At 65.4% G+C, this 14,724-nt stretch carries 18 protein-coding genes; 6 read left to right on the top strand and 12 right to left on the bottom strand.

The window, feature by feature from the left end:
• Positions 1–11 precede the first annotated feature (11 nt).
• The 4 genes from CCUG20998_RS21330 to CCUG20998_RS21345 form a co-directional block, all read right to left on the bottom strand.
• Positions 12–158: a hypothetical protein gene (locus tag CCUG20998_RS21330; protein WP_003875447.1), complete on the bottom strand. Its 147-nt coding sequence runs from the start codon at positions 156–158 to the stop codon at positions 12–14.
• 24 nt (positions 159–182) lie between these two features.
• On the bottom strand, positions 183–761 hold the full coding sequence (locus CCUG20998_RS21335; RefSeq protein ID WP_012395862.1) for an HhH-GPD-type base excision DNA repair protein: 579 nt from the start codon (positions 759–761) through the stop codon (positions 183–185).
• A 73-nt stretch (positions 762–834) separates the two neighbouring features.
• Positions 835–1,023: a DUF5302 domain-containing protein gene (locus CCUG20998_RS21340; protein WP_011739232.1), complete on the bottom strand. Its 189-nt coding sequence runs from the start codon at positions 1,021–1,023 to the stop codon at positions 835–837.
• A gap of 22 nt (positions 1,024–1,045) precedes the next feature.
• Complete coding sequence (locus CCUG20998_RS21345; protein WP_012395863.1) at positions 1,046–1,489, bottom strand: PPOX class F420-dependent oxidoreductase; 444 nt, start codon at positions 1,487–1,489, stop codon at positions 1,046–1,048.
• Between the two features lie 56 nt (positions 1,490–1,545).
• On the opposite strand from CCUG20998_RS21345, the gene CCUG20998_RS21350 reads away from it, so the two are divergent.
• On the top strand, positions 1,546–2,061 hold the full coding sequence (locus CCUG20998_RS21350) for a DUF1697 domain-containing protein (protein ID WP_020729871.1): 516 nt from the start codon (positions 1,546–1,548) through the stop codon (positions 2,059–2,061).
• A gap of 14 nt (positions 2,062–2,075) precedes the next feature.
• Positions 2,076–2,912, top strand: a complete 837-nt coding sequence (locus CCUG20998_RS21355) for a class I SAM-dependent methyltransferase (protein WP_012395865.1) — start codon at positions 2,076–2,078, stop codon at positions 2,910–2,912.
• Positions 2,913–2,921: 9 nt separating this feature from the next.
• On the opposite strand, the gene CCUG20998_RS21360 is transcribed toward CCUG20998_RS21355, so the two are convergent.
• Positions 2,922–3,287 carry an Rv1152 family transcriptional regulator gene (locus CCUG20998_RS21360; RefSeq protein WP_012395866.1) on the bottom strand — a complete coding sequence of 122 codons (366 nt, stop codon included), beginning with the start codon at positions 3,285–3,287 and terminating at the stop codon, positions 2,922–2,924.
• 58 nt (positions 3,288–3,345) lie between these two features.
• On the opposite strand from CCUG20998_RS21360, the gene CCUG20998_RS21365 reads away from it, so the two are divergent.
• The gene (locus CCUG20998_RS21365; protein ID WP_020729870.1) at positions 3,346–4,062 is read left to right on the top strand and encodes an NAD-dependent deacylase; all 717 of its coding nucleotides are present in this window, start codon (positions 3,346–3,348) and stop codon (positions 4,060–4,062) included.
• A 107-nt stretch (positions 4,063–4,169) separates the two neighbouring features.
• On the opposite strand, the gene CCUG20998_RS21370 is transcribed toward CCUG20998_RS21365, so the two are convergent.
• From CCUG20998_RS21370 to CCUG20998_RS21380, 3 genes are read right to left on the bottom strand one after another with little or no spacing between them, the layout of a single operon-like run.
• Positions 4,170–4,808, bottom strand: a complete 639-nt coding sequence (locus CCUG20998_RS21370) for a class I SAM-dependent methyltransferase (RefSeq protein WP_011739227.1) — start codon at positions 4,806–4,808, stop codon at positions 4,170–4,172.
• Positions 4,805–5,497 (bottom strand): TetR/AcrR family transcriptional regulator, encoded by a 693-nt coding sequence (locus CCUG20998_RS21375; RefSeq protein WP_020726301.1) that lies wholly within the window; start codon positions 5,495–5,497, stop codon positions 4,805–4,807. The genes CCUG20998_RS21370 and CCUG20998_RS21375 overlap by 4 nt, the downstream gene beginning before the upstream one ends.
• A gap of 7 nt (positions 5,498–5,504) precedes the next feature.
• Positions 5,505–7,847 (bottom strand): MMPL family transporter, encoded by a 2,343-nt coding sequence (locus CCUG20998_RS21380; RefSeq protein WP_020729869.1) that lies wholly within the window; start codon positions 7,845–7,847, stop codon positions 5,505–5,507.
• A 381-nt stretch (positions 7,848–8,228) separates the two neighbouring features.
• Here CCUG20998_RS21380 and CCUG20998_RS29025 point away from each other — a divergent pair, with 381 nt between their 5' ends.
• Positions 8,229–8,360 (top strand): hypothetical protein, encoded by a 132-nt coding sequence (locus CCUG20998_RS29025; RefSeq protein WP_020726302.1) that lies wholly within the window; start codon positions 8,229–8,231, stop codon positions 8,358–8,360.
• A gap of 136 nt (positions 8,361–8,496) precedes the next feature.
• Here the strand turns inward: CCUG20998_RS29025 and CCUG20998_RS21395 are convergent, their stop codons facing one another.
• Together CCUG20998_RS21395 and CCUG20998_RS21400 are read right to left on the bottom strand one after the other, a co-directional pair.
• Positions 8,497–9,258, bottom strand: coding sequence for a 3-hydroxyacyl-CoA dehydrogenase (locus tag CCUG20998_RS21395; protein WP_020726303.1), 762 nt, complete (start codon positions 9,256–9,258; stop codon positions 8,497–8,499).
• Positions 9,259–9,315: 57 nt separating this feature from the next.
• Positions 9,316–10,413, bottom strand: a complete 1,098-nt coding sequence (locus CCUG20998_RS21400) for a CaiB/BaiF CoA transferase family protein (protein WP_020729868.1) — start codon at positions 10,411–10,413, stop codon at positions 9,316–9,318.
• A 153-nt stretch (positions 10,414–10,566) separates the two neighbouring features.
• Between CCUG20998_RS21400 and CCUG20998_RS21405 the strand changes: the two genes are divergently transcribed.
• Complete coding sequence (locus tag CCUG20998_RS21405) at positions 10,567–11,370, top strand: enoyl-CoA hydratase (protein WP_020729866.1); 804 nt, start codon at positions 10,567–10,569, stop codon at positions 11,368–11,370.
• Between the two features lie 72 nt (positions 11,371–11,442).
• Positions 11,443–12,834 carry an NAD(P)H-binding protein gene (locus CCUG20998_RS21410; protein ID WP_020729865.1) on the top strand — a complete coding sequence of 464 codons (1,392 nt, stop codon included), beginning with the start codon at positions 11,443–11,445 and terminating at the stop codon, positions 12,832–12,834.
• Between the two features lie 5 nt (positions 12,835–12,839).
• On the opposite strand, the gene CCUG20998_RS21415 is transcribed toward CCUG20998_RS21410, so the two are convergent.
• Positions 12,840–13,559, bottom strand: a complete 720-nt coding sequence (locus tag CCUG20998_RS21415; RefSeq protein ID WP_012395874.1) for a CPBP family intramembrane glutamic endopeptidase — start codon at positions 13,557–13,559, stop codon at positions 12,840–12,842.
• Entirely contained in the window at positions 13,556–14,704 is a 1,149-nt protein-coding gene (locus CCUG20998_RS21420; RefSeq protein ID WP_020729864.1) for an NAD(P)H-binding protein, read from the bottom strand. Before CCUG20998_RS21420 ends, CCUG20998_RS21415 begins: the two co-directional genes overlap by 4 nt.
• Between the last annotated feature and the right edge of the window lie 20 nt (positions 14,705–14,724).

Here is a 14,724-nt window from a genome sequence, read left to right on the forward strand (position 1 = left end):
AGACGCGAGCCTCAGTACGCCATGAACAGGATCGCGTCTCGGTCGTATTCGAGACCCGGGTGAACGCTGGCGAGGTGGGCCTGCGTGAGCTCGACCAACTCGTCCTCGTCCTTTCCGACGATGGCTTCGCCGCACGGACACGTTATGTGTGTCTTCACGTTGTCGCCCTTCCCTCCTACTACCTACTGCTTTGCCGCCTTGGCCGCTGCCTTCATCTGTTTCTTGTGCGATCGCACCTGACCAAGCGAACGGGCGTCGACAACGTCGGCCACCGACATGTGGGTGCCGGGCTGGCCGTAGTCACCGGCCGCCGCCTGCCAGCCCTCGGGCGTCACGCCGTACTGCTTGCCCAGTAACGCCAGAAAGATCCGCGCCTTTTGTTCACCGAACCCGGGTAGCCCCTTGAGCCTGCCCAGCAATTCTTTGCCATCGGGCTCACCGGCGGTCCATATCGCGGCCGCATCCCCGCCGTAGCGGTCCACCACGATCTGGGCCAGCGTCTGGACGCGTTTGGCCATCGATCCCGGAAAGCGATGTATTGCAGGCTTTTCCGAACACAATGCGGCGAACTTGTCCGGGTCGTAGTCGGCGATGTCGCCGGCATCCAGACCACCCATCCGATCGGCGATCTTCTTGGGGCCGGCAAAGGCCGTTTCCATCGGAACCTGCTGGTCGAGCAGCATCCCCACTAGCAGTGCGAATGGATTCGATTCCAGCAGCGCGTCGGCGGCCGGATCTTGGACAAGCTGCAGCTTCGGCACCCGGCCAGTCTACGACTGGGCCGCGGCGAGGCGCCCAAGTCCGGCATCTGGCGCCAATTTGCCGGGGCTGCGGCTATCCGCTCTTGCGCCGAAATTCCCGGCGGTTCTCCACGGGCCCATGCACCCGTGGCTTCTTGCCACCGCCGTCTTTGTGGTCGGTCGCCCCCGAGGACTTCGCCATCTTGCGTTCGAGGGCTTCCCGGAACTTGCGCTTGTTGTCGTCGTCCGGGGCGGAGCTTTCCGGGGACTTCGATGCAGCCATACCGGCAGCTTATCCCGGCCGGCTACCGCTTACCTGGGGGCAGGCCATATACGTGCGAGATGGGTAGCGTCAGCAGCACCCGCCGATCGGTGACCATCGCTTCGCGGTACTCGTCCCAATCCGGATGCTCCCCAGCGATGTTGCGGTACAAGGCAATTAGCGCCTCAACAGTTTCGTCATCGGGGGCCGCGGCGGGAGGCGTCAGCTCTGCGGTGCCTTCCGCGACCGCGTAGGACCACCCGTCATCGGCGTCCACCAGGATCGAGGCACGTGGGTCGCGACGCAGGTTACGGGTCTTGGCCCGCGGCTCGGTGATCGATACCTGCACCACCAATTTGCGGGCGTCGAAGTAGTACTGCACGTTGGACAGCTGCGGACGTCCGTCATGTTTGATGGTGGCCAGCACTCCGATGGAGTTACCGCTGATTACAGCCAACAGCTTGTCGTCGAAGACCTGGCGTCCCATGCCCGAAAGCCTACGTTGCCGTGCGCGGTTCCCTAACGGCCTGGTGCAATCGAATCATGACCCAATTCGCGGCCTTCCTGCGCGGCGTCAACGTCGGGGGCGTCAACCTGAAAATGGCCGAGGTGACCGCCGCCCTGACCGATGCCGGATTTACCAATGTGCGCACCATCCTGGCCAGCGGCAATGTGCTATTGGAGGCACCCGGTGATGCCACGACGGTGCGGCAGAGCGCGGAGAGCACGCTGCGCAACAAGTTCGGCTACGACGCCTGGGTGCTTGTCTACGACATCGAGACGGTACACACCATCAACGAGGCGTATCCGTTCGAACGAGAAGTCGACGGGTTGCAGTCCTACGTGACGTTCGTGTCCGACGACTCGGTGCTTGATGAACTGGCCGCGCTGACCGCCGGCGCCAACGAGAAGATCCACCGCGGCGATGGCGTCATCTACTGGCAGGTGCCCAAGGGAGCCACGCTGGACAGCACCATCGGCCGCACCATGGGCAAGAAGCGCTACAAGGCCTCGACCACCACCCGCAACCTGCGCACGCTGGACAAGGTCTTGCGGTAGGTAGGTTTGCTCCAATGACCCCCGCCGACGAATTCGCCCAACAAAAGGTCGCCCTCACCGGCGTCTCGGAGACCGCCCTGCTGACGCTCAACGCCAGGGCCGCAGAGGCGCGCCGCCGTGACCCGATCATCGAGGATCCGATGGCAGTCAGGCTGGTCGACTCCATCGACTTTGACTTCGCGAAATTCGGCCCTACCCGCCAAGACATCGCACTGCGGGCCCTGGCCTTCGATACTCGAGCGCTGGCCTACCTGAATAAGCACCCCTCGGCCACCGTGGTGGCGCTGGCCGAGGGCCTGCAGACCAGTTTCTGGCGTTTGGATTCAGCCCTTCCCGGCAAGAAATTCCGTTGGCTGACAGTCGATTTGCCGCCGATCATCGACATCCGAAAGCGGTTGCTACCCAATTCACCACGGGTATCGGTGTGCGCGCAGTCCGCGTTGGACTACGGCTGGATGGACTCCGTCGACACCTCCGGTGGGGTGTTCATCACCGCCGAGGGACTGCTGATGTATCTGGAGCCGGATCAGGCGCTGGATCTGATCGCCCAGTGCGCCAAGAGATTTCCCGGCGCTCAGATGCTCTTTGATCTGCCGCCGCGCTGGTTCTCCTTGTTCACCCGCCTGGGCATGCGAACCTCGATCCGCTACAAGATCCCGCCAATGCCGTTCAGCCTGTCCGTGGCTCAAGCCGCGGACCTGGTGAACACGATTCCAGGCATTCGGGCGGTCCGGGACGTGCAGCTGCCTGCTGGGCGCGGCCTGATGTTCAACGCCGCGCTGTCGACGGTCTACCGGCTGCCGGCCCTGGACTCGTTGCGCCCGTGCCTGACTCTGCTGGAGTTCGGCTAGCGAACGCCGTTAGTCGTCGGGCACGGCGGTGAGGTAGCGAATCGCATCGGACTTGGTCAGCCCCAGCGCGCGGGCCACTTCCACGTATTCCTTGGCCGCGGCCGCCATCGCCGCGTCGGTCGGGTCGAACCGAGAGATGAAGGTGCCGAAGCGGCCCCGTGTTTCGACAATTGCGGCCGACTCGAGCTCTCGATACGCGCGGGCCACCGTGTTGGCGGCAACACCAAGCTGCCCGGCCAGATCGCGCACCGTCGGGAGGCGGGTGCCGGGCGGCAGCGCGCCCGCTCGCACACCGTCGATAACCTGGGTTCTGAGTTGATCGAATAGCGGTTTGCCCGCCTTCACGTCGACCCGTAGCCAATCCCGAAGCTCCACAATCCCAGTATCACCCAGTATTGCCCAGTATCCGGTCAAGCACGGCTATCTTTGTGGGATGCGAGTGACGGTGCTCAGCGGCGCGGGCATCTCCGCGGAAAGCGGAGTACCGACGTTCCGTGACGACAAGAACGGGTTGTGGGCCCGCTTCGACCCGTACGAGCTGTCCAGCACACAGGGCTGGGAACGCAACCCCGAGCGGGTGTGGGGCTGGTATCTGTGGCGGCACTATCTGGTGGCCGACGTCGCACCCAACCCCGGCCACCAAGCGATCGCCGAGTGGCAAGATCACGCCGAAGTCAGCGTTGTCACGCAAAATGTCGACGATCTGCATGAACGCGCCGGCAGCACACCGGTACACCACCTGCACGGCAGTCTTTTTGAATTCCGTTGCGCCCGTTGCAATAAGCCTTACACGGACTCGTTGCCCCAGATGCCTGAGCCCGCACTGGAAGTCGAACCGCCGGTCTGCGGCTGCGGCGGACTGATCCGCCCCGACATCGTGTGGTTCGGCGAGCCGCTGCCGGAGGGGCCGTGGCACTGCGCCGTCGAGGCAACCGAGGCTGCCGATGTGATGGTGGTGGTGGGCACGTCTGCGATCGTCTACCCCGCGGCCGGTCTACCGGAGTTGGCTTTGGCGCGCGGCAAGATCGTGATCGAGGTCAACCCAGAGCCCACGCCGCTGTCGCGAAGCGCGACGCTTTGTGTGCGCGAGTCGGCGAGTCAAGCGTTGCCCGGACTGCTGCAGCGGCTGCCCGCGCTGCTGCGCGATTGAGCTACACCCGCAGCGCGGTCGGTTCACAAATTCACGCCATAGCCGCCCAATCGGCCTGTTGAGCCAATGCGCCCTCACACATGGCAAGGCGCAGTCACGGCACCCGATCAGGGACGGCGGGCCCGGCCCAACACCAACTCGGCCACCGGGACCGGCGCCCACGTCGGCAATGTCCACTCCCGTCGCGTGCTCTCCACGTCGAATCCGGCAGCCTTGATCACGCGCTCGGTGTCACGATGCGTGTGGCAGTTTCCGGCAATCCGGGGCCAGAAGGTCGCGTCGACAAATTGCTGCAGCCGCCCACGGGCGCCGGCACTGGCAATGTGTTCGAGGTAGCGCAACTCCCCGCCCGGGCGCAGCAGCGAACGCAGGTGCTGCAACACCCCGAGCTGGTCGGTGACCGAGCACAGCACCAGCGAGCAAACCACCGCGTCAAACGGGTCCTGATCGCTGAACTGCTCGGCCGTATCAGCGGTCACGGTAACCGGAATAGGCGCATCTTCGCCGGCCGCGCGGGCCCTAAGCGCCAGGTGGGGCTCCGGCTCCACGGCAACCACCTCGGTCACCGTCTGCGGGTAGAACGCAAAGTTTGTCCCCATACCGGCGCCGATTTCGAGGACCCGCCCAGATAGGCCGGCCAGATTCTCTCGGCGTAACGCACGCACCGGCTCGGCCTCGTGGGCAACGATGAACGGCCAAATCCGGGCGAAAAATGGGTGATCTATGTTCTTGGCGAGCGATGTCATACGCGTGACTCCTCCGACGGGCGATGCTGCACGACCCAATCCATGAGGTCGCGAGACGTGGCCTGCGGGCCGACTAGACCCGCCACCATGTGGCCACACAGGACTGCGCCCAGCACGCGGTCGGCAAAGGCCGCGACATCGCCGAACGGCAGGTGTGGCTTGGCAATCAACAGGGCCGCCACCCCGTGCGCGGCCGTCCACAATTCCAGCGCGATGGTGGTGGGGTCGTCGGCGCGGTAGATGCCTTCGTCCATCATCGCCTGCACCGAGGCGCACATATGCCGGAAAGCCGAGCTGTCCAGGGCGCTATCCACGTTGCTGCCCGAGCGCCACTCACCCATGGTGGCCAACCGATACAACTCCGGGGTCTGCAGAGCGAACCGCACATAGGCCAGGCCCTGGGCTCGCAGCACCTCCACCACGCAGGTGTGGCCCATCGCCGCCCGCTCCATTTCCTCATCGAGTCGTGCCAGATAGCGGGCGCACACCGCATCCAACAGCGCATCTTTGTCTTGAAAATGCAGATAAATGGACGGCGGTGTGACCCCGACCCGCTCGGCTACAGACCGGATCGACACGGCCCTGGCCTGGCGTGTCTGCAGCAATAACTCGGTGGCCGCATCCAGGATCTCGTGGCGCAGCAGGTCACCTGATCCACGCGGCGCACGTGCACGTCGCAAGCGTCCCATCGACACGCTATCCACGACCACTCAGCGCCGCCGGGATGGTCGGCCGGTCGCGGCGGTCCGCCGCCTCGGTGGCGGCGGCGTCAGCATCCCCAACCGCGCCGGTCTCGCTGATACCGAATCGCTGGTGCAGCCACACCAGGGGTTTGGGAGCCCACCAATTCCACCTGCCCATCACATGCATGAACGCGGGCACCAGAACCATCCGGACCAGCGTCGCGTCGGCAGCCACGGCGAGCGTCAGTCCCAAGCCGAACATTCGCATGAAGGACACGTGCGCGGCGATCAGCGCGGCGAACGACATCGACATGACCAACGCGGCCGCGGTGATCACCCGCCCGGTGCGTGCCAATCCAAGCGCCACACTCTCGTCGTTGGCGGCGTGGGCTTGGGCCGGGCTCGGGGTCGCCGGACGTGCGGCCCCCGAAGCCAGCCAGTACTCCCGAATTCGCGCGACCAGGAACACCTCGTAGTCCATGGACAGCCCGAACGCGATGCAGAACAACAACACGGGCATGTTGGCCACCAGGGTCCCGCTCGGGGTCGTGCCCAGTGCCCCCAGATGACCGTCTTGGAAGATCCAGACCAGCGCACCGAACGCCGCGGTCAGCGAGAGCACGTTGCAGATCAGCGCCTTGGCGGGCAGCACGACACTGCCGGTGAGCAGGAATAGCAGGACAAAGGTGATGGCGGCCATCAGACCAAGCACCAGCGGCAGTCGTTCGGTCACCGCGTCCACGCTGTCCCGGTTGACCTGCGCCACACCGGCCATCTCGACGGTCCGGCCGGCCGGGCCGGTCACCTGGTGCAACCGTTTGAGCTGGATGTCTGAGGCGTGGGAAAACAGCGGCGCGGTGCTGTCCACGGTCAGAAAGGCACTGCCATCGGAAAATCCGGTAGCACCCGCCGGCGGCCCCACCCGACTTCCGTTGACGAACGTCCCGCTGGGGGCGGTCACAGATGCCACGTCGGGCACCCGCGACAGGTCGGCGGCGTAGCCGTCCAGGTCGGCTGGGACCAGACCGCGCACGTCAGGCACGACCACCGGAACGGCCATCGCGAGATCGTGTGCGAAGTTGGTGCGCAACTCGTCACCGACCTGATGCGAGGACGCCGTGGCAGGCAGCACCCGATCATCCGGGAAGCCCCACTTCACCGAGAAGAACGGAAGTCCCAATATCACCAGCACCGCAACAACAGCCAAGCCGACCGGAAGCGCCCGGCGCATCACGAATTTGGTCGACCGATACCAGAACAGTTGATCTACCGGCTTGTGCTGGGGTTCCGGACGGCCCAACATCCGGCGCGCCAGCCGGCGCACATTCAAGGCATCCAGCCGCGGCCCCAGCAACACGATCGCGGCCGGTGTCACCACGATCGATGCCGTCGCGACAAAGGCCACCGTGGCCACGCCGGCGTAGGCGAACGATTTCAAGAAGTACATGGGAAAAGCCACGGTCGCCGACATCGACAGCGCGACGGTGACCGCCGAGAACAACACCGTGCGGCCGGAAGTCGCCATGGTCCGGACCAGAGCTTCCTCGCGTGAGCTGCCCTCGGCGAGCTCGTCACGATAGCGACTGATGATCAGCAGCGTGTAGTCGATGGCCAACGCCAACCCCAGCGCCGTGCTGAGGTTGAGGGCAAAGATCGAGACGTCCGTCGTGAACGTCACCAGCCTCAAGACCGACATCGAACCGACGACGGCCAGCGCACCCAGCGCCATCGGCAACGCGGCCGCCAGCAGCCCGCCGAATACCCAGACCAGCACCAGGAAGCTGAGCGGAATCGCGATCAACTCCATGACCAGCAGGTCGTCCTGATTCTGCTTGTTGATCTGCGCGTACTCCATCGCCGAACCACCGGCGCGGACGGTGACGCCGTCGCGATCGTGAACGATCTCGTCGGCGAGGGTCTGCGCATTTTTCTGCGCGTTGCTTTCGCCGCCTTTGATGTTGACCACAATCAGTCCGGACTTGCCGTCCTTGCTCACCAAGTCGGGAGCACTCTTGGGATCAGCCGACGGCCCCGTCCACGGCGAGGACACGTTGAATACCAGTCGGGAGTGGTTCAACTCGGCGGCAATGTCGGTGCCCACCGCATGCGCCCGCTCCGTGCCGACGCCGCCGGGAGCGGTAACCAGAATCAGCATTTGCTGACCGCTCTGGCCGAACTTGTCGGCGAGCACCTTGATGGCGCGAGCCGACTCGGCATTGGGATCCTGGAAACCGCCGGGAGACAGACTGTTGGCGACTGGGATGCCGAAGACCGCTGCTGCGATAAAAACCAGCAGCGCCACCCCGATGATTCGACGCGGCGCTGCTACGGCAAGTCGAGCGATCCCCTGCAACATCGTGCGTCCCCTCCACCGCGAGTGCAGCCGTCCCGGGCGGCCGCACCATATCCGCGGTAACTTATCAGCGATAACTTAAGGGCGTCAAACAACACCTGCCGTAGTCACGAGGCCCGACGCCCCGACGGTTCACCGCGCTGCAGACAAACCGAGATGCGGACAAACCGCGATACGCCCGGCGGCGCCACCAGTAGCGACACATTTACTTCCCGATACTTCTCGACCGCTGGCCAGGCCCCCGAGTTACGGCATACCGTCGGGCCCGCCCAAAGCGGCTGGCGAGCACTTCGGCATCGGCACCCTACCCACCGGTAAGAATTGCCACGATTTTCCGAATCGTGACTCAATGATTCCTTAATGGCGACTTCTACGCTCAGTGTCATGTGGATCGACGACTCGAGTGCCGATGTCATCAAGGCCGACTTCGAGGCTCTCTACCACGGCGACATGCTGGTGGAGGGCGAGACCTCGGAGCAGGTTGAAGAGTGGCACCCCCTCCCTACGGCGAGCTGAGCACACCATGGGCATGCTTGCACGGTTACTAATTGCCGAACCAGCCGTCAGTCGTTGGTTCCGTCGATAACCAATTCGCGTCTATTGATGAAAGCCCCCCGCCTGTGCGGGGGGCTTTCATCGTTATTAACGGCCCTTAGCGCGGCGCCATCCGGATCGCGCCATCCAAACGAATGACCTCCCCGTTGAGCATCGGGTTTTCAATGATGTGCACAGCCAGCGCCCCGTATTCGTCGGGGTTTCCCAGCCGGGACGGGTGCGGCACCTGCTTACCCAGCGACGCCCTGGCCTCCTCGGGCAAAGACGCCAGCAGCGGGGTATCGAACAGTCCGGGCGCAATGGTCATCACCCGGATGCGGTGACTGGCCAGATCGCGGGCGATCGGCAGGGTCATACCAACCACGCCGCCCTTGGACGCCGAATACGCAGCCTGGCCGATCTGGCCATCGAATGCAGCCACCGAGGCGGTGTTGATGATGACGCCGCGCTCTTCCGCATTGGGGCCGACGGGTTCGGTTTTGGCGATTCGCTCGGCGGCCAGCCGCAGCACGTTAAAACTCCCGACCAGGTTGATGTCCACAATCTTGCGGAACGCCGCCAACGGGAAGACGCCGTCGCGGCTCAGCACGCGTATCGCGTTACCGGTCCCGGCGCAATTGACGACGATGCGCAGCGTGCCCATCGTTTCGGCCAGATCCAGCGCACTGGCGACGGCGGCCTCGTCGGTCACATCCGCCGCCGCGAACCGTGCCCGGTCGCCCAAATCAGCAACCACGTCTTCACCCCGGATGTCGAGCACCACAACCTGAGCCCCGGCGTCCAGCAGCCGCTTGGTGGTCGCCAGGCCCAGCCCCGACGCGCCCCCGGTGACGACGGCAACGGCGTCCCTGATCTCCATGCGAATCCTTCCTCGATTTCTCCGCTCAAAATCAACCAACCTACTGGTTGGTTGGGACTATACCCAGTCGCTCAAGACGGCTTCGACGTCCGTCAGCGGTGCGGCCGGTGGGCGCGGCCGGCTCGGCACGGTGCGTGAGAACCGCGGCGCCGGCATCGGCTGCGGCCCGCCGTCATCGCCTTCGTAGAAGGTGTTCCGCTCGGCGATATGCGGTTCGGTGTGCACCTCGCCGAACGACAGCACCGGGGTCACGCAGGCGTCCGAATCGGCGAACACCTTGGCCCAATGATCGCGGTCGTACCTGCCGAACGCCTCGGTCAGCACCGCCCGCAGTTCCGGCCAGCGGGCGACGTCGTTTTGCGGGGGCAGGTTCGCCGCATCCAAACCCAGCCCGGCCAGCATCGCCGCGTAGAACTGCGGCTCGATGGAGCCGACGGCGACATAGCCGCCGTCGGCGCATTCATAGGTGTCGTAGTAGGGCGCACCGCCGTCGAGCATGTTGGTGCCCCGCACGTCGCTCCATATGCCGATCCCCCGCATCGCCCACATCATCTGCACCAGCACGCTGGACCCATCGACCATCGCGGCGTCGATCACCTGGCCCTTGCCCGAGTTGTGCCGCTCCCACAGTGCCGCCAAGATGCCGACCAGCAAGAACATCGAACCGCCCCCGAAGTCGCCGACCAGGTTCAGGGGTGGCACCGGCCGCTCGCCGACCCGGCCGATCGCGTGCAGGATGCCGTTGAGCGAGATGTAGTTGATGTCGTGACCGGCTTGTTGGCTGCGCGGACCGGCTTGACCCCAACCCGTCATCCGGGCATAGATCAGCCGGTCATTCACCTTGGCGCAGTCTTGCGGGCCGAGGCCCAGCCGCTCGGTGACCCCGGGCCGGTAGCCCTCGATCAAGACATCGGCCTTGGCGACGAGCTTCAAGACAAGTTCGCGCCCCTGGTCGGACTTCAGGTCGGCGGTCACGATCCGTCGGTTGCGCAGCATGGCGTCCTTCACGCCGCCCCCGCGCCCCCCGGCAGAGGACGATGGCCGGTCGATGCGCACCACGTCGGCGCCGAGATCCCCGAGAATCATCGCGGCGTGTGGGCCCGGTCCGATCCCAGCCAGTTCAACGACCCGCAATCCGTTCAGCGGTCCCGACATGATGTACCGACCTTTCGTCCACTCTGACGATCTCGCCCGGGCCGAACACCCGACAAATGGCATCTTCGCAGGCCGCGGAAATCCACCCCGCCCGGCCCACCTCGCCCGCCAACGCCGTCTCGGCCACGCCCCCGTTGACCTAGGGTGAGGCCCATGCCGGATACCGGGATCGAAACCCTGGCGCCAGTCGCCGGCCTCGAGGTCAAGCTGCGCGGCGGGGTGCTGTCGGTGACGATCGACCGTCCCGAAAGCCTGAATTCGTTGACACCTGAGGTGATGGCCGGGATCGCTGACGCGATGGAGGCCGCGGCTACCGATTCGCGAGTGCGAGTGGTGCGCCTGGGTGGAACGGGTCGCGGGTTCAGCTCCGGGGCCGGGATGAGCGCCCAGGATATGGGCCGCAAGACCAGCACTTCCAGCCTCACCGAGATCAACCGGGCGGTGCGGGCAATCACGGCGTTGCCGCATCCAGTTGTCGCCGTGGTCCACGGACCCGCCGCCGGGGTCGGTGTCTCACTAGCCCTGGCGTGCGATCTGGTGCTGGCCTCCGAGAGCGCCGATTTTCTGCTCGCGTTCACCAAGATCGGATTGATGCCCGACGGCGGAGCCTCGGCATTGATCGCCGCTGCGATCGGCCGGATTCGGGCGATGCGGATGGCCCTGCTGCCCGAGCGGTTGCCGGCCACCGAGGCGCTGTCCTACGGCCTGGTCAGCGCGGTCTATCCCGTCGCGGACTTCCAAAACGAAGTGGATGCGGTGATCTCGAGATTGCTGTCCGGCCCGGCGGTAGCGTTTGCCAAGACCAAGGACTCCATCAACGCGGCCACACTCACCGAGTTGGATCGCACCCTCGATCGCGAATTCCAGGGCCAGTCGGCGCTGCTGCGATCACCCGACTTCGCCGAGGGCGCCCGCGCATTCCAGCAGCGCCGCACCCCAACCTTCACCGACTCCTGATCCGTTGAGCTGAATCGGCAATCCTCAGCAACACCGGATCCGAATAAGACATGGGGACAGAATGGAGATCCGATGTCGGCTGGACAGGTGAACTGCCTGGTAACCGGGGCGACCGGCTACATAGGCGCCCGGCTGGTTCCGCGACTGCTCGACGAGGGCCACCGGGTGCGAGCGTTGGCCCGCGATCCGGGCAAGTTGGCGGACGTTCCGTGGCGGGACCGGGCAGAGGTGGTGCGCGGCGATCTGGGCGACACCGACTCGCTGGAGGCGGCCTTCGCCGGGATGGACGTTGTCTACTATCTGGTCCATTCGATGGGCTCGGCAAAGCATTTCGCCGACGAGGAAGCCCGCGCTGCCCACAACGTGGTACTCGCCGCGCGGCGCAGCGGAGTGCGCCGGGTGGTGTACCTGAGCGGGCTACATCCAGAGCAGAGCAAGCTTTCGCCGCACCTTCAATCACGCAAGGCCGTTGGCGATGCGCTGATTGGTTCCGGCATCGAGACAATCGTGCTGCAAGCCGGGGTGGTGGTCGGATCCGGATCGGCATCCTTCGAAATGATCCGGCACCTCACCGACCGGTTGCCGGTGATGACCACACCCAAGTGGGTGCACAACCGGATTCAGCCGATCGCCATTCGTGACGTGCTGCACTACCTGGTCGCCGCGGCCACGGCCACGGTGCCCGACACCGCCAGGGCCCGAACGTGGGACGTCGGCGGCCCCGACGTGCTCGAGTACGGCGACATGATGCGGGTGTACGCGGAGGTCGCCGGGCTGCATCGGCGCTACCTGATCGTGCTGCCGTTTCTGACGCCGACGATCGCCAGCTTGTGGGTTGGCACGGTGACCCCCATTCCTCCGGGCCTGGCCCGGCCGCTGATCGAATCGCTCGAATGTGACGCGGTGAAGCGCAACTCCGACATCGACACCATCATCGCGCCACCGGCGGGGGGCCTGACCAATTACCGTCGTGCGGTCGAATTGGCACTGAATCGTGCCGCGCACGGGCTTCCCGACGCCACATGGGCCTCCCTGCAGTCGGAACCGGCCGAGCCACTGCCCAGCGACCCGCGGTGGGCCGGCGAAATCGTTTACACCGACGTCCGCGACGCGACGACAACTGCTGCGCCCGAAGATGTTTGGAAAGCGACCGAGCGCGCCATCAATAGCCGGAGGTGGTACTCGCTGGCGCTCGCACCACGGCGTCGGCACCGCGCACCGCGGTGGCGGGTCGCGCAGCGCACGCCAACCACACTGCGACTGGGCGCGAGCACCCGCGTGCCCGGGCCAACGTGGTTGGAGGTGACGCTCACACCGCGAGGCACCGCCGGCAGCACCTACCACCAGCGGGCGATCTTCTTTCCCCGCGGGATTCCCGGCCGGCTGTCCTGGCTGGTGCTGCGCCACCTCTACGCCGCCGCGCTGCGCGCACTGGCACGCGACATCACCGCCGCCGACCGATAACGGGGTCAGACCCCAAACAACGGTGGCAGCGCGAGCACCATGATGAGTCCCCAGACCAGGTGGGTGAGGATCGGTGCCAGCACTCCGCCGGTAGAGCGCCGTTCCCACGCACACACACCGCCGAGGATGACAGCGGCAAAGCCGAGCATCAGGTTGGCGCTGGCCATGATGGCCCCGATGTACACGACGGTCGAAACGGCCACCGGATAGAACCGACCCAACGCGGTGTAGAGCGCGCCGCGAAAAAACATCTCTTCGGCGATCCCGTTGATCAGGGTGATCACCACGACCAGGAACAACGATCCCTGGCTGGCAAACTGCAGCACGCGGACTATCAGCTCGGCGGCGGCCGGAATCTTACGGACAACCAAGGCACCCAACACAAAGATGCCGCCCAGCAGCAGACCGATGGTGGTCCCGGTGATCACCGGGCGCTGGTTGCGACCGCGCCAGCGAATGCCACCCAGATGCAGGGGGCCGGAGGCCAGCGCGCCCAGCGCCCATACCGCGGCCAGAGTCAGCGTCAGCCAGTAGAAGGTCGACTCCCCCGGCTGGCGCCTCATCGACAGTCCCATCACCACCGCGCCGATCACCAGGACGACACCGACGACGATGCGGCGCCGTAGCACCACCGAAGGCGCCTCATGGTGTGGCACGGCCACATTCGTGATGGCGCGGCGAATGTCGTCGATGGCGCTGAATTGGGGCGCTGTTGATTGGCTCATGCGAACAGAACTTTCGGAGTCAGGGCGATCAGGATGTCGAGGCTGCTTCGTAGCGCACCGGCCAGTGGACCCGGGACGATGTTCACCCATCGCAGAGAGGGACGCGCGATGGGCGGCGTCATCGCCTCGGCGATCCGGCGAATTCGCAGCGCGTCACCGCCGGCCCACGCCGGATCGGTGGCTGCGAGTTGGTGGGGATCTGTCAGGGCGTCGACGGGCAACGGGGGCCCGTTCGCGTGGCCGGCCAGCGCCAACGTAATGGCATCTTCGATACTCAGTAGTCCTCCTGGTGGCTCGGGGACCTTGTCTTGCAGGCCGACCCCGGATGCCCGCATCGGGTGATCCAGCGATTCCACCAGGTCTGCGACCAGACCATGCGGGACCGGCAGGGTGACCGCCGTGATCCGGGACGCTACCGCGGTATCGAGCCTGCCGACCGGCAATGCGGCATGCCATCTGCCGCGGATGCGCGCATACGTCTTGAGTAGCTCGCGGTACGACGTGGTGTCGGGGCCGCAGATGTCGTAGGCACCGGCAGGAACCTGGTCGACGTCGGCGGCGGCCACCAGATAGTGCAGAACGTCTCGGATGGAGATCGGATCGATCGGGTTGTACATCCAGTCCGGCATCGGCAGGACGGGGAATCGATCCCCGACGTAGCGCAGCATCTCAAACGACGTGGAGCCGGCTCCGATGATCATTGCCGCGCCCAGCCACACCAGTTCCGCGCCATCGTCGACGGCCAGTGCCTCGGCGACCTCGGCCCGGCTGGACAGGTGTTGGGATAGCGCTTCACATTCGGGGACGAATCCGCCCAGGTAAACGATGCGCCGCACCCCGGTGTCACGGGCAGCGACGGCCAGGTTGGCGGCGGCGGTTTTGTCCCGGTCGCGAAAATCCGGTTGGCCTATGCCGTGGACCAGGTAGTAGACCACGTCGATCTGACCCGCGGCATTCATCGCGGCTTGCGCCGAGGCCCGGTCCGTCGCGTCGAGGATTACTGGGGTGACGTCGTCGAACCAAGCTAAGCGACTGAGGCGCGCCATGTTTCGGGTGGCCGCCAACACTTCATGGTCGTCGGCCAGCAGCGCGGTAACCAAGCGGGATCCCACATAGCCGGTGGCGCCGGTCACCAGAATCCGCATGGTTTCGACACTAGACCCGA

The organism is Mycobacterium marinum, assembly GCF_003391395.1.
GTDB classification, from domain to species: Bacteria; Actinomycetota; Actinomycetes; order Mycobacteriales; family Mycobacteriaceae; genus Mycobacterium; species Mycobacterium marinum.

Excerpts from the sequence above, each read along its gene's own strand:
- CCUG20998_RS21340 (WP_011739232.1), bottom strand. The coding sequence starts at position 1,023 with ATGGCTGCATCGAAGTCCCCGGAAAGCTCCGCCCCGGACGACGACAAC.
- CCUG20998_RS21345 (WP_012395863.1), bottom strand. The coding sequence starts at position 1,489 with ATGGGACGCCAGGTCTTCGACGACAAGCTGTTGGCTGTAATCAGCGGT.
- CCUG20998_RS21350 (WP_020729871.1), top strand. The coding sequence starts at position 1,546 with ATGACCCAATTCGCGGCCTTCCTGCGCGGCGTCAACGTCGGGGGCGTC.
- CCUG20998_RS21355 (WP_012395865.1), top strand. The coding sequence starts at position 2,076 with ATGACCCCCGCCGACGAATTCGCCCAACAAAAGGTCGCCCTCACCGGC.
- CCUG20998_RS21365 (WP_020729870.1), top strand. The coding sequence starts at position 3,346 with ATGCGAGTGACGGTGCTCAGCGGCGCGGGCATCTCCGCGGAAAGCGGA.
- CCUG20998_RS21370 (WP_011739227.1), bottom strand. The coding sequence starts at position 4,808 with ATGACATCGCTCGCCAAGAACATAGATCACCCATTTTTCGCCCGGATT.
- CCUG20998_RS21375 (WP_020726301.1), bottom strand. The coding sequence starts at position 5,497 with ATGGGACGCTTGCGACGTGCACGTGCGCCGCGTGGATCAGGTGACCTG.
- CCUG20998_RS21380 (WP_020729869.1), bottom strand. The coding sequence starts at position 7,847 with ATGTTGCAGGGGATCGCTCGACTTGCCGTAGCAGCGCCGCGTCGAATC.
- CCUG20998_RS29025 (WP_020726302.1), top strand. The coding sequence starts at position 8,229 with ATGTGGATCGACGACTCGAGTGCCGATGTCATCAAGGCCGACTTCGAG.
- CCUG20998_RS21395 (WP_020726303.1), bottom strand. The coding sequence starts at position 9,258 with ATGGAGATCAGGGACGCCGTTGCCGTCGTCACCGGGGGCGCGTCGGGG.
- CCUG20998_RS21400 (WP_020729868.1), bottom strand. The coding sequence starts at position 10,413 with ATGTCGGGACCGCTGAACGGATTGCGGGTCGTTGAACTGGCTGGGATC.
- CCUG20998_RS21405 (WP_020729866.1), top strand. The coding sequence starts at position 10,567 with ATGCCGGATACCGGGATCGAAACCCTGGCGCCAGTCGCCGGCCTCGAG.
- CCUG20998_RS21410 (WP_020729865.1), top strand. The coding sequence starts at position 11,443 with ATGTCGGCTGGACAGGTGAACTGCCTGGTAACCGGGGCGACCGGCTAC.
- CCUG20998_RS21415 (WP_012395874.1), bottom strand. The coding sequence starts at position 13,559 with ATGAGCCAATCAACAGCGCCCCAATTCAGCGCCATCGACGACATTCGC.
- CCUG20998_RS21420 (WP_020729864.1), bottom strand. The coding sequence starts at position 14,704 with ATGCGGATTCTGGTGACCGGCGCCACCGGCTATGTGGGATCCCGCTTG.